The sequence below is a fragment of the Bacteroides sp. GM023 genome (genome assembly GCF_014750685.1).
Classification (GTDB): domain Bacteria; phylum Bacteroidota; class Bacteroidia; order Bacteroidales; family Bacteroidaceae; genus Bacteroides.
The window spans coordinates 234,941-250,041 of the sequence record NZ_JAAXGE010000007.1; the positions used below are offsets into that span (position 1 = coordinate 234,941).

7 protein-coding genes are annotated in these 15,101 nt (G+C 40.7%); 6 read left to right on the forward strand and 1 reads right to left on the reverse strand.

The features are described from left to right. Positions 1–158 precede the first annotated feature (158 nt). The 5 genes from HC965_RS16370 to HC965_RS16390 are packed head-to-tail and all read left to right on the forward strand — an operon-like array spanning position 159 to position 9,122. A complete protein-coding gene (locus tag HC965_RS16370) occupies positions 159–3,443 on the forward strand; it encodes a TonB-dependent receptor (RefSeq protein WP_191032459.1) in 3,285 nt (1,094 codons plus the stop codon). A gap of 13 nt (positions 3,444–3,456) precedes the next feature. Further along, complete coding sequence (locus HC965_RS16375; RefSeq protein ID WP_191032460.1) at positions 3,457–5,307, forward strand: RagB/SusD family nutrient uptake outer membrane protein; 1,851 nt, start codon at positions 3,457–3,459, stop codon at positions 5,305–5,307. A gap of 12 nt (positions 5,308–5,319) precedes the next feature. Beyond that, positions 5,320–6,681 carry a glycan-binding surface protein gene (locus HC965_RS16380; RefSeq protein WP_191032461.1) on the forward strand — a complete coding sequence of 454 codons (1,362 nt, stop codon included), beginning with the start codon at positions 5,320–5,322 and terminating at the stop codon, positions 6,679–6,681. A gap of 25 nt (positions 6,682–6,706) precedes the next feature. Then, entirely contained in the window at positions 6,707–8,680 is a 1,974-nt protein-coding gene (locus HC965_RS16385; protein WP_191032462.1) for a glycan-binding surface protein, read from the forward strand. 22 nt (positions 8,681–8,702) lie between these two features. Next, on the forward strand, positions 8,703–9,122 hold the full coding sequence (locus HC965_RS16390; RefSeq protein WP_191032463.1) for a hypothetical protein: 420 nt from the start codon (positions 8,703–8,705) through the stop codon (positions 9,120–9,122). A 411-nt stretch (positions 9,123–9,533) separates the two neighbouring features. Here HC965_RS16390 and HC965_RS16395 read toward each other — a convergent pair whose 3' ends face one another. Then, positions 9,534–12,002 carry a glycosyl hydrolase 115 family protein gene (locus HC965_RS16395; protein WP_191032464.1) on the reverse strand — a complete coding sequence of 823 codons (2,469 nt, stop codon included), beginning with the start codon at positions 12,000–12,002 and terminating at the stop codon, positions 9,534–9,536. A 296-nt stretch (positions 12,003–12,298) separates the two neighbouring features. On the opposite strand from HC965_RS16395, the gene HC965_RS16400 reads away from it, so the two are divergent. Beyond that, entirely contained in the window at positions 12,299–15,100 is a 2,802-nt protein-coding gene (locus HC965_RS16400) for a glycoside hydrolase family 98 domain-containing protein (protein WP_191032465.1), read from the forward strand. The last annotated feature ends 1 nt before the right edge of the window (position 15,101 follow it).

A 15,101-nucleotide genomic window follows, 5' to 3' on the forward strand; every position in this document is an offset into this window, starting at 1 on the left:
CTAAAAGGTTTATAATACGAATAAACAATCTCTTGTAACACGGAACGGCATGCGATAAGGTATAAGTTTATAATTTTGTATCGGTTGAAACTGTATAAGAATCAACCAATACAAAATTTGTTGGCTTATAGTTTATTATCAGTTTAAATATAATATGTATGAAGAACAATTATTTATTTAGATGTACAATGCTCGCAGGATTGCTTTCGGCCGGTGTCGTTTATGCAGTCACTCCTGCGTCTATTGCAGTTGGAACTTCGTCATTCCCTATCGCACAGTCTGTATCGGAAGAGAAGATTACGATTACCGGTACAGTTACCGATGAGAATGGAGAACCTTTGATTGGAGTTAGTATTCAAGTCAAAGGAACGAGTAAAGGGACTATTACCGATGTAAATGGTAAGTATACTTTGAGTCTGTCTCCGGGAGCTACCATCTCATTCTCGTATGTCGGGATGAAACCGATGCAACGTAAAGTGACCAAAGGTGGTCAATTGAATGTATCGATGGAGAATGATGCGAAAATGTTGGATGAAGTTGTTGCAATTGGGTATGGAACAATGAAACGCGGGGACTTGACAGGATCTGTTGTTTCAGTGAACGCTAAAGCTATTGAGGAATCAATGGCTTCTACTATCGACCAGGCTTTACAAGGACGTGCTGCCGGTTTGCAAATGACGCAAAACTCAGGTGTTCCGGGTGGTGGTACATCCATTCAGATTCGTGGTGTGAATTCTTTGAACAGTACCAACGAACCTATTTATGTGGTTGACGGTGTAATCATTTCCGGTGAGACAGGGTCGAATACAAGCAATGCGATTGCAGGTATCAACCCGGCCGATATTGAAAGCATCGAGATTCTGAAAGATGCTTCTGCTACCGCTATTTATGGAGCTCAAGCGGCTAATGGAGTGATACTTATATCAATGAAGGCGGGTGTCAGCGGAAAGCCTAGGATTAATTTTCAAGCCTCTGCCGGTGTGCAGGAACTACCTAATAAGATTGATATGATGGATTTGAGAGAATATGCCCGCCATTATAACGAGTTATATGCACTTTTAGATGTAAGAAAAGTAAAGGATGCTTTCAGTCATCCTGAAACTTTGGGAAGTGGAACCGATTGGCAAGATGAAATATTCCGTAAAGCTTTGTTGCAAAATTATAATATCTCAGTTCGTGGAGGTACTAAGGCAGTAACTTATAACATCTCAGGTGGATATACCGGACAGGATGGTATTTGTATAGGTTCGGATTTTGAACGTTATACATTCCGTATGGCTACTGAAGTACAGGCTACGTCGAAGGTACGTTTTGGTGGTACGGTGAATGTTTCTTATACCAAGCAAAGCACGGGGATGGCCAGCTGGTCTATTATTCCGAATGCACTTTATCAGGCACCGGATGTTCCGGTACGTGATAACGGAGGTAATTTTACGGGGCCTTCGGATAATGATCAGGAGTTCTTAAGTGGTTATAGTAATCCGGTAGCGTTAGCATCATTGACCCAGCGTAATAATGAAAAAGGTGGAGTACGTGCCAATTTATTTATGAAGATCAATCCTGTAAAATGGATTACATACCGGACGGACTTTACGGCTGACGGGAATTTGGATAATTATCAGTACTTTCTGCCCCAATATAAGCTAGGATGGTCTAAGAATCCTTATTCGACCAATGAACACTCCAAGAACTACGGTTTATATTGGGGATGGAAAAATGTATTGACGATGGATAAGACTTTTGCCAGAAAGCATAAGGTAAGTTGGATGTTGGGACATGAGATGACCTCGAGGAAGTCCGACTATCTTCAAGGTAAACGTACTCATGGAGATGCAATATTGACAGATTTGGATGCAGGTGATGCAGTTTATGCTACAAATAGCGGAAGGGCAAGCAAAACGACTTATCTTTCATTCTTTAGCCGTTTATTCTATAGTTATAATAATCGTTATCAGATGACTGCCACTATACGGCGTGATGGGACTTCAAATTTTGCCAAGGGCAATCAATGGGGAACTTTTCCTTCAGTAGCTTTGGCATGGCGTGTTTCTGAAGAACGTTTCTGGCGTCCGTTGAAAGATGTAGTCAATAACCTTAAGTTCAGAGTCAGTTACGGGGAGGTTGGCAACTCGAATGTCAGTTCGTTTGCTTACCAACGGATGGGGAGTTTTGTTCAGTCCATCTGGGGAAATAGTATACAAACGGCTAATATAGCCAATCCGGATTTGACATGGGAAAGTACACGCTCATGGAATGCGGGGCTCGATTTGAATCTCTTCAACAATCGTGTGGAATTTATCTTTGATGCTTATATAAAGAAAACCAAAGATCTGTTATTACAACAAGACTTTCCCGGTTACGTTGGAACCACTGGTACCGGTGCTGCAACTGCACAATGGGCAAATATAGGTTCCATGCAAAATAAGGGATTTGAATTTACGTTGAACACAGTCAATATTTCTAACCGTGATTTTCAATGGCGCACGAATGTGACATTCAGTTTGAATCGTAATAAGGTAGTATCAATGAATACGGAAAACGCTTTCATTGATAAGACTTACCAGCAAAGTGGGGAGACAAATGTGGTCACTCGTACGGCAATAGGAAATCCGGTAAGCCAGTTCTACGGCTATAAAGTGATAGGACGGATAAATACGGCTTCAGATTATCTGATAGATAACGGAGACGGAACCAGTACTGTGAAAATAGCGACCCCTGTATTGAGAACAGGTGATTGTGTAGTGAATGCCGGTACGGATAAAGGTAGCTTGGTGAAGCAAGTATATATTGGAGATTATATTTTTGAGGACGTAAATAATGACGGTATCATTGATGAGAAAGACCAGACTTTCTTGGGAAGTCCATTACCGAAGTTTACTTATGGTATTAATAATACATTTAAGTATAAGAACTTCGATCTCTCCATCTTCTTATATGGTTCACAAGGGAATAAGGCAATGAATTATTTGTCTCGTCGTTTGAAGAATCCGAAATCAACTGGTAATGTACACCAGGAAGTTAATAATTATGCCCGTTTGGGATATATTGACGGTAACTCTGCCAATAATGACGTTTGGAACATTTGTGTTTTGCCAGGGGCAAACCCGAACCAATGCCGTATGTCTGTGAATGATGCGAATGATAATGACCGCATCAGTAACCGCATAGTTGAAGACGCTTCTTTCTTGCGTATACAGAATATTGTTTTCGGTTATACATTGCCTAAAAGTTGGTTGCGTAAATTGAAAATTGAGAATGCACGTGTCTATGCGAATATTAAGAATGTGTATACATTTACTGGCTATAGTGGTTATGACCCGGAAATAGGCTCTACTCAAGCGCAATATTCATATTCCGGTCAGAGTATGCTGATGTATGGTGTAGATACAGGGCGTTGTCCTTCTCCGAGAATTTACACGTTTGGTATAGACTTAACTTTCTAAATAGAATATTTTCATGAAAAAATATATATTATCAATAGCATTAGGACTGACAATAGCAATGTTTACATCTTGCGATGATTTCTTGCAGGTCGATGCTTCCAGTCAAAAAGAAACCTTAAAAGCGTTTACTACTTACGATGAACTGCGTCAGGCAACAGCTTATCTCTATATGAGGCCGTGGTTTGGTTTTCACAGTACTTATTTATTCAGCTTTGGCGATGCCCGTGGAAATAATATCTATGGAGACAACAATAATGAACAGGGATATGCCCCTTACTGTCTTTTTACGAATAAGCCGAATACCCCGGGATTGAGTAATGCATGGAATTCGCTTTACACGGTCATTACCCAAGCAGATTATATTATCAATGACTATGCTCCGCAGGGACGTCAGCACTTTGATGAATCGCAAGCGAATATTTGCGAAGGAGAAGCACGTTTTATGCGTGCAGCGGCCTATTATTACCTGGCCTCCTATTGGCATGATGTTCCTTTAATTGAGGATCCGGTAGCATATACCCAAGCTGTAAATGTAGCTCCTACGCGTTTTGAAGACGTGATTCGGTATGGTATACGTGATCTGGTTTATGCAAAGGAGTATTTACCGGTTTCAGATGTGGACGGACGAGTGACCAAGTATTCTGCTGAAGGTCTTTTGGCACGCTATTATGTGACATTAGCTGCTTATGCCCGTGGCGGGCATTGTTCACAAACAACGATGGATTATTATGAAGCGAGTGATAATCATGATTTGGCGGAGAAACTGTACGCTCTAGCGAAAGAAGCTGCCGGTAATGTAATCACCAGCCAAAGCAGCTACGGACTGATGGAGGATTATGAGCAGATTTTCCGTGTTCAGAACAATAATTGTAAGGAAGTGCTATTCGCATTGCAACCCTTGAAAGGTGTGGATGTTTATGGTATGGGGAATAGCAACGGGCAGAGTCTCTGTTCTTATTCGGATTTACTTAATGGGCTCAGTGCTTATAATGCATCCTACATTTCTTATGATTGTTTGCGTATGATGATAAACTCCGGAGGACTTTCACGTCTGCGTGCCAATGTACTTTATCCGGGACAAACATATAGTTATATTGGTACTCATACGGCGGAAGGAGCTTGGAGTGCAGGTTATAAGAGCGGGCAGAAGTCGAATGGAATAGAAACCGGCAAGAAAACAGCATTTAAAAAACAGATAGTCGGTAGTCCGGAAGATACAAACAATATCGCTCTTAACGGCAATTCGGGATTCAGTACCCCAATGTTACGTATGGCAGAGGTTTACCTGCTCTATGTGGAAGCTTGTATGGGAGTAAACGATGAACTGACAGATGAAGAGGCGTTGTCATATTATGACGATGTGAAGCGCCGGGCTTATCGGTTGGAAATGGAGAGTGATCCGGAGTTTAAGATTAAGACTTACTATCTTACTCGCAATGACTTGATGAGAGAGTATAGAATGGAACTTTTCATGGAAGGGCTTTGGTGGTCTATTCTGGTCAGACGTTCATTTTATGATATGAACTGGGTGACTCAATTTATAAATAATGAGTTATTCTATACAGTAACTAATGATGAGGGAGAAGAAGTACGTGGAGACGAGTGGGATAGCAATCGCTGGTACGCTTATAATTATTCATTAAACAATACGACTCAGACTCCGGAATTCAGTTCCGATAGTCCCCGTCAGTCCGATGGTTCTAAACTGGCAATTCGGGCTACTCATACTCCATTGGCGGAAGGCGACTACGTTCATTCGGACAAGTCGAATGATAATGTATGGGCTTTCCCTTATCCGGAAACAGAGAGCACACGTGATCCGTTACTGAAAACGGCGCCTATCATTTATGACTTTAATAAATAATTGAATACTGTTATGAAAAAGACAAATAATATACTTTGGAATTTCTTGTTGACCGGTATGCTGTTGTTCCCGTTATTGGGGGTGTACTCATGTTCGGATGATGATGACGATGTAAGGATATATAGTGTATGGAGTAATATGTTGGGTGAAGAGGCGAAACAAATTACTTCTGTATACACTGGTAACTGGATTCGTTTGGATGGTTGCGGTTTTAGTGGGTTACGTGCCATTTACTGTAATGGGATGCGGGTTACTGAATACAATGCTACTTATATGGACGATGCACATTTGACATTTCGTGTCCCAAGCGGTGTCCCGATAGCGAATGAAGTGGAAGATGAATCCTTGCGGAATACAATTAAAGTAATAACTTCACATGGGGAGGGAATCTATCGGAACTTTATCTTTAAGAATATCAATAAAATGCCGGGTGTCACAGATGTCTCTTTTACTTTGCCTGAATCCGGTGATTTTATTACTATTATCGGTAAATATCTGAATGGTGCCACGGCTGTTTATTTTCCCGGAAATGATGGAAATGAAGTAGCTGTTCCTTTTATTGAAGGTGGTGAAGATATGACTGTGACTGAAGATGGTACACGGATTCGTGTAAAAGTTCCTCAGGGAGTGGGCGAACGTAGTGGCTCTATTCGCGTTGAGCTGGCAGATATGGGTGAGAATTATTATACCCCTAATTATATGTTCTATGATAAAGCCATGTTTGTGCATGACTATGATGGTACGACTGCTTTGGATTATGGGCTAGATGAGAGCTTGAACAGTCCGAAGAACTGTAAATATTATCCTATATCTTCAATCACTATACCCTCCTTACCCGAAGGGGCTAGAGATTATATCTTCTGTATGCCGGAAGTCCCTGCTACACTTCCGATAGCAACAGGGAATGACGATACGTTCGGTTTCTTCCGTTTCAGTACGGGCAAGCAATTAGCTTATTTAGTCGAACATAGCAATGGGGAATTTGCGAGAGAAACCGATGCACGTAAAGTTGCTCTGCAAGCTGATATTTATATCAATCAGCCTTGGAGTACCGGAGTGGTAGCTTGGCGTATGGACAAGGGTGGAAGTAAGGGGAATAGTGCGAGTGCATGGAATGTTGCTGCGTGGGCAAACAATAAGCCGTACGATTTTTCCGGAGGTTGGAAAACGGTGACTTTCCCTATACATACTAAATATTCAATATTGGGAGAAGCCATTGATGCTTGGTCAGGAAGTAAGGTACATTCATTGTTTGCTTTTTTGAACTATAACATACAGAATGAAGCCAATCTTACTGATATTAAGCAGCTTGATAATTTCCGGTTGTTTGTCACTAATCTGCGCTTAGTGCCTTATGAAACACCGGAAGAGTAATGTATAATTATAAAAAATGAAGAATATGAGATATTTACGATATATACAATCTGTGATGTACATCTTTATGATGACTGTCATATTGACGGGAGTATTTTCGTGTAGTGATGATGAAAAAGATGTGGAAGAGATTCTTCCTCCTACCATAACGAAAGTATGTGTATGGAATGAGGAAAGTCAGGAGTGGACAATTCCAGAGGCGGGTCAAATGGTACGTATTGGTTCTCCTTTGCGTATTGAGGGAACCAATATGGATAAAACAATTGCTGTTTATATCAATGGCGGGCAGGTTGCTGGTTTTCAGGCGGGAATGGATGAGATTGAACTCGTGATTCCGGAAATTCCTGTGGATGAAGAAGATGTAAAAGAGGTCAATCTTAATTTGGTCAGAGTTGTAAATAAAGCTGGGGCTGCAACATGTACGGCAGAGGATTTCCAGTTTTTTGGAAAGCTGATTTCTGTTAGCGGATTGTCGCTGACAGAGAATGGAGGCAGGACATGGACTACGGTGGAAGAAGCACCGATTGGTAGCCGGATTCGGATTGAAGGTGATGGACTGAAGACCATAAAAGAATTGCAGATGAATGGTATGTACATAGATTTGGCAAAGGCTACCATTAATGACGATGCTTTGATTGTGGATATTCCGGAAGATATGCCTTTTGGAAAGGCAGTGAGCGATCCTGCTAGTTTAAATAAGTTGGTAATAACAACTGCTTATGATGGTCCGAAGATTTTTGATTGTGTAGTAGCAGGTAGACAAATTGAGATTACTGAAATAACAGATGGTAATGGTAATAAAATAGAAGAAGCCGGACGAAATACTGTGGTTAAAATTGTAGGAAAATACTTCGCGACATTTCAGGGATTGCGCTTTAATGGGCAGAAAATAGAGCCCACCTCTGTAGAAAGTTCTTGTATTACATTTACAGTTCCGACTGATACAGAGAATTTTAAAGTAGGTGAAGGAACCTTGGAGATAGTAAGTGCTTATGATGAAGTCGGAATTAGTCGGGTCTTCAATTTATTAGGATTTGTCCCTAATGTGACTGCTGTTTCCTACACAATGCCTAAACCTGGTAATGTAATTCGTTTGACAGGCGTAAATCTACTTCAAGAAGCAAAAGTGTTCTTTCCTTCGTCCAGTGGAGAAAAAGAAGGTCATGTTCAAGAGGCTGCAAATGATGGAACTTCAATTGATGTACTTGTTCCGGAAGGAGTTGGTGATAAGGCGGGCTATCTGCGTATAGTAAGTGAAGGGAATGAAGCGACAGTAAAAGGTATCGTAATGTTTTATAATCAAGGAGTATTCTTACGTGAATTTACGGATGATGAATTAAAATTAGGATCAGTTTCAGGGGCTATGACGCAAAATAAGTCTGCATTATATACTCCGACTTCTCGTCCCGCCATGGATATACAACCTGTAAATCCTGATTATTTTATATGTTTCAAGAATACTTCTGTTCCGGTGAGCACTAGTAAACATGGTGCATATTTAAGATTCTCTACTAAAGCACAGATTGAAAAAGTATTGGAAAGTAGTAATGCCCAAGAAATAACAGCAAATACTTTGGTGAAAGATATAGTGCTGCAGGTAGATGTCTATATGCCCAACTCTTGGAGTAGTGGAACGTTAGCTTGGAGAGTTGATAAGGATAGAAGTATTGATGGTCCTAGAGTGCTAAATATGGCACCTTGGAGAAAGGAAAAAGAGTTTGCCTTTGGGAAGGAATGGCATACCTTTACTTATAAATTCACGGATTTTGCATTGACAGACAGTGAGAAAGAAACCTTAACATTAGGTGTGTGGTTAAGTAAGTATGCAGCGAAATCTGATGGTGCAGCTTATGTTTCCCTCTTTACTTTTGTTAATGGCAATTTGATGTATAAAGATAAAGAGCAACCGGATCCTCAATGGGATTGCGTAGATATCACAAACTTTGAAATGAACCTTGCCAATATGCGTTTGGTGCCGCTTTCATTAAATGCCGAATAAATAACTTTTAAAATAGATAACGATGAGAAAATTATTATTAGTTTTATGCTTATTCGCAGCGATAGCTGTGAATGCAAAGGAAGAACCAATTCAACTGTTTCCACGTACTTATGGCTATTTCTCCAAGGGAGATAAAGAGACACAGACAATTACTTATGACCATGGTTACGGACAATATGGCTGGAAAAATCGTAAAGGTGTGGCACTGTCTGATTACAATTATATTGTGTTGGAAATAGAACCGACTGATTCACGTGTAGAAGTTCATGTCCTTTATGACGGGGATGATAAAAGCATTTGTGTGGGAAAGATTGAAGGAGGAAAAACAAAGGCTGTCTGTGAATTTGACGGTATGCGTAAAGTTACTGCTATTTATATGGTGAAGTCGAAGCCGGGACTTACCAAGATCGTCAGATTTGCGTTGATGGATCAAGTGGATTAATCAAATCATTAGGTAGTTAGTTTAGTAGTTAAGGAAAGAGCCGTCACAATGCAATGTTGTGACGGCTCTTTTGAGCTTCTTATCTAGGCATATTTTCTACTACTTAAGATTTTTCCTACGGAGATTAAAGCTTTTGAGCGCACAAATTTAGCATGGTTTAGGTAGTCGGGTAGTTGTTGCGTTATAAGGGGATAATGGGCACTTTATAAAGAGATAAATGTCACCTTATAGAGTGATAAATATCATCTTATAAGGTGACTAACTATCTTTAAAAGAATGGACTCCCTAAAGATACAAAATTAATCAGTGAAAAGCAATAGCAAGATAGGAAATTTCACTGTATCACAAATAGCTTTATCCTGTTTTCATACTATATAGTTCAATGCTTATTACTCTTTTTTACAGCAAATGTTATTTGCAGGTCTCTGGTGCACCTAAATAACTGGTTTTCAGTCCTCCGGCATGAATCATGATTTTCTCAATGACAATACCTGGATTCAGTGGGCGAATGCGTAAAGTGTGTTTACCCTTCTTATCCAGTTGATGGATAGAGCGTGATTCGATAATCGGGTTAGCCTGCCATTTGCCTAAACCGCCTTTATAATGACCGTTAAAGTTGATAATCTGTTCTTTTTCTCCATCAATGCTGACGGCATAACTTAGCCCCTTATTATCATTGAAATTAAGTGTGGGTGCAAGTAGAAGTTCTACTCTCACTTTACCCGTCTTTTTCATCTCGATATCATACTCTAGATACATCTTCTCAGGCATTTTAGTGACAGGAATAGTGGTCACTCCCGACAATGTTTTTCCAAAATCAGGGATAATGCTCCAAGACGTTTCCCCTTCAGCTATGGCACGTGTGAAATGTTCGGCTTCCATCGCTACATACCCGTCAACTTCCTGGAATGTATATGTTTTTTCTTTCTCCGGCACACGTATTACTTTAGGCATAATCTGTTTTTGAGGATTGTTCCATGAAGTATATCCGATATGAATCTGATCCATCATGTGATTCCACTTTCCATTGGATATGACTTTGTTATAATGGTGACTCAATAGAGAGTCGCGTTGATAACAAGCCTCTACCTTATCTGCCCATTGATTCGCTTCCGGGGCTAGTTTGGCAGCCAATGCGTGATTCTTAGCCTGTGCATAGTACATATTGTAGAGGTTGGAACAAGCTTGTACAGGATATGATATGATTTGGTCGTATGTATCTCTATATGTTGCCGGTAATAGGAAACCGAGATTGTGGGCATCCAATGCCAATGCGTTGTATTCGTCTACAACCCGTTCCCATTCTCCGTAGTTAAAACTGTAAGTTTTGGCGTTCAACATTTCAGGGGTGACGCGACGATTATATTTGGCATAAAGAGAAAGGATACGCGCTGTTTCTTTGGCATATTGGTTTCCGAACAGTTGTGCGCAGAAATCTTCTGTATGCTGTTTTAAATTCTGTGCATTGAATTTCTCCGGATTCCATGCCATATCCAGGAAAAAGGTGATAGGGTACTCCATCGGTTTCAAATCTCCTACGTTGACAATCCAAAGTTTGCGTACACCGTATTCGTAGGTGAGATTCATCTGTTCCCATATACGTGGTATCGGGTTGATATTGATCCATTTAGAGTTGCGTGGAGCACCTACATAGTCAAAATGATAATACATTCCGTAACCACCGGAGCGGGGCTTCTCGTTCAAATTGGGAAGTTTCCTCACATTTCCCCAATTATCATCGCATAATAATAAGGTAATATCATCGGGAACACGCATTCCTTTATCATAATATTCTTGCACCTCTTTGTATAGCGCCCATACTTGTGGAGTCTCTTTTGCTTTTTTACCTGTTACTTTCTCTATAATTTTTCGTTGGTCTTTTACTATATTCTCCAATAAACTGATATTGGCTCCTTCACTCATGGGCTCGTCTCCATCACCCCGCATGCCGACAGTAATGACTGATTCCCAATTTTTGGCGCGTTCTATTCCGTATGTCCAAAACTCTCGTAGATTCTGTGCGTTATGGTTGTAATCCCATTCGCCTTTTCCACGTCTTTTCCAGTCTTGTTGTGCCAGAGCCATTGGTTCGTGATGGGAAGTTCCCATCACGATTCCCATGGTGTTTGCCAACTGCCCGTTTTGAGGGTCGTCATCGTAAAATGCACTTCCCCACATGGCAGGCCATACAAAGTTACCCTTCAAACGTAATACCAATTCGAAAACATGTTTATATACTTTGCTGTTAATCCCACCGAATTTGGCCTTAGCCCAATTTCCGAATGACGGCCATTCGTCGTTGATGAAAATTCCCCGATATTCTACTTTCGGTTCTCCGTCTGTGTACACTCCCGGTTTGATATATACATTCTCCTGTTGGATAACGGGTACATCTGCCCACCAATACCATGGAGAGACACCCATTTGCTTGGAGAGTTCGTAGATACCATATATCGTGCCTCGTTTGTCGCTTCCGGCAATGACTAATGCTTCGTCAACTCCATCAGCCGGCTTGGCAATAACTTGCAAAAGGAACTTTTCATTTTTGTTGATTAATTGTTCCTTATCTACTTTACCGGTAGCGATTAGCTTTTGAATGATGGCTGAATGATAGCTGCCTATAATAACACAACGATTTGCAGGAATATTATTCAAGAGTGCAGGTTGCTTATTGCATACTTGCCGGATGTCCTGTTGCAGATTGCTGATGGCCATTTTGACCCCTTCATCTTCTGTTGCATCCATTACGATGGAACAAGGAGCTCCTTTCGTGATCAGTGGAAAGTGATGTGGTTCCGGTGTGAATACAACAAATGTATCCGATGCGAAACAGGTCAAACTAATTATTGACAGATACAAGGCTAAGAATACTTTTCTCATGGTTTAAAAATTAAAGAATGATTGGTTATTGATATTTTAGTATGCTACAAAGATAATCAGTATTGGAGTAGTGTAGGTTTTTGCGTGTTTCATTAGTATTTGTTATTGATACAAGTATTACTTTTTAATGGAACAGGTATATGAGTTTGGAGGATTTCGAGAAGGAAATGCTTTTGGTTATGTTTCAAAATCTTTTATTCTTGTATGCCGCTCTTGCTTGCTAAGCAGTTAAAACTTATGTTTGTAGGACTGATTTATTGTATAATACCATCTTTGAATGGCTAAATTATTAACCTATGAAATTTATATTTTTGAAAAACAGACAGTTCCGTTTATTTATTCTATTGGGAGTGTTGGGGAGTATTGTTCTCTTGGGTAGTTGTAAAGATGACGAACTGCCGCCTACAGAGACGGATTTTCATTATACTGAACAAATGTTGGATGAAATCAATGCAAATGCGAAATCGTTGAAATTGATTGTAAATGCTTTGAAGCAGGGAATGTGTGTTAAATCGTATACCGCTTTGACCGGTGGTACAGGATATGGACTGGAATTTGCAGATGGCTCAACTACTGATATCCGGACTACATTGACAGCCTTGAATACGGAAGGTGATGAAATCGGATATATACCCCAAATAGGTACTGATGAATATGGAGGTATTTATTATTGGACCTTGGATGGGAAATGGTTGTCTGTGGGAGCTACTGATAAAAAGATTCCCGTAATAGATGGAGTGGGACGAACGCCTGTAGTCGGCATTACGGAAGATGGCTATTGGAAAGTAACCAGTGGAGGACTTACCCGTATCTTGCCGGAAAAGGTACAAGTATCAAAAGGAGAAAGTAATTTTAAACGTGTAGATGTGTCCGATCCGAAGTATATTGTATTTATATTTGCGGATGGAACACCTGCGATTACATTACCTGTAAATGCGGACGGTGGGGATGGACCCTCTCCGGTTACGGGAAATATACGGCGGGTGATTTCTCCAGAACAGCCGGCATGGTTGATTCATATAGATACATGGCTTACACCTGACCCGCAGAAGATAATAGATATGGTCCCCAAAGATATTCTTCCTTATGTAATATTCAATATCTCACTATCTGTCAGCCGTGATGGGCAAGGAGTGTGGAATCAGGTGCAATATGGCTATGAGACGGCAAAATCGTGGTTAAGGACGTGTGCCGAAAACCGGGTGTGGGCAATGGTGCAACCTGCCAGTGGGGCATATTGTCATCTGCCGGATTTGTCGGATGATTCGGAGATAGAGAATAGTCCTTATAATGAGTTCTTTCGGGATTATCCTAATTTTCTCGGCTTTAATTATTGCGAGCAGTTTTGGGGATTTGGAGATGCTGCTACTGTCAGCTATCCTCAACGTTTGGTGCATTGGACGCACTTGATGAAATTATGCCGGAAATATGGAGGTTATCTTATGGTCAGCTTTTGTAATGCTTATTGGGGAGCTGCTTTGAATCCTATTGCAATGATGAAACGGGATGCAAACTTTGCCAATGCTTGCGGACAGCACCCGGAGAATTTTATCTTATGTGAGAAATATACTTCTAAGAACGGCTTTTTTGATACGGAGAGTGCCTGCCTCGGTGCTTATTTATCGGGATTCTCTGGACAGTATGGTATCCGTTTTGATCAATGCGGATGGAAAGAGGGATTGAATGGTGATCAGAACTTTCCGGTACCGGCAGGGGCTATACCTATAGTGGAACATGTAATGTTGACGGGACAAACAGTCATCGACGGTCCGGAACTTATTACCAAACAGTGTTATCGTGAAGTCTCCGCTACGAAGGCAGACGGTGGGTATACGACCAGAAAGTGGGAGTTCTTTTCACAGTTTGATAATATCAGTGTAGATATTTTCCGTAAGATATTGGATGGAACAATCCGTATTATGAGTCGGAAAGAGGTGATTGACCGTAGCAAAGTGGTAATCATCCACGATGTCAATTCAGGTAATGATATAGATAAATATTGCACTCCAGAGACTTTGTATGAGGGACTTTATCGGATGGATGATGATGGAAATATCCGCTATAATGAGAATTTCTTTAAAAAGACAGGACGTTATCCGACTATTCCGGTTGCTTATCAGTTGAATGATGCGGAGGCGAATTCGTTTGTTTATAAATTGAATAAATCGGAGTATACGGGCAGATGGAGTAATACGCAAGCGAAGATCAGGGAGTTTAATTCTTGGTTCCCACAGGAGTATACCGGTGAGCTATATGCCGGACGGAGTGAAAACGGATGGGTAACTTATAATCCCGGACAAAGATCGGAAGCTTCTATTCCTTTTAAATATAATACGTGTGAACGAATGGAGCTTAGCTACTCTAAATATTCGTTGGGAGTGATTCGTGAGTATGTCGACAGGTTGACTTTTTATTTGACGAATTATGATAATGTGGATACTTCATTGAAGAAAGACGTTATCAAAATTTATGGTAGTTCTTCGAAACCGGGTTATTCGTATACTGACAGGGCGAAACATACTGCTAGTAAAGTGACGGAAGACTGGTCCAATGGAGTTTTTACACTGACTGTGACACACAATGGGCCATTGGATATTACCATCAATTGTTCTGGAAATGCTACGGGGAGGGAGACTGTTTATAGATCTGCGACTGTAACAGTTCCGGAGTCGCCACAAATATATGAGGGGGAACTTCAGTATGAAGCAGAGTATTTTGATTATAAGAATATTGCCGGGATACGTAAAAATGCTGTTGCTGCGTCAATCAATAATTATACAGCTTTGGGCTATCTCGAATTCGGTACCAATTCTTCTGCAGCAGTCAGAGATAAGGTTCATGTTTTGAGTGGAGGAATGTATTCACTTCGGATAAAGTACAGATCACCTGTTGCGACAGTGAACTCTATTGACTTGTATGTAAATGGGAGCAAAGTTGGGACGCCGGAGTTCGTTCAAACGGAAAATAGTGACGGTGCATGGGGGACAATTACTCAATCGGTAAACTTACGTGCAGGAGTCAATAGCATTGAGCTTCGTGCGAATGCCGGTACTCCGGGAGACTTTTATTTGGATCATATCATTATAAAGAAAATGTAAT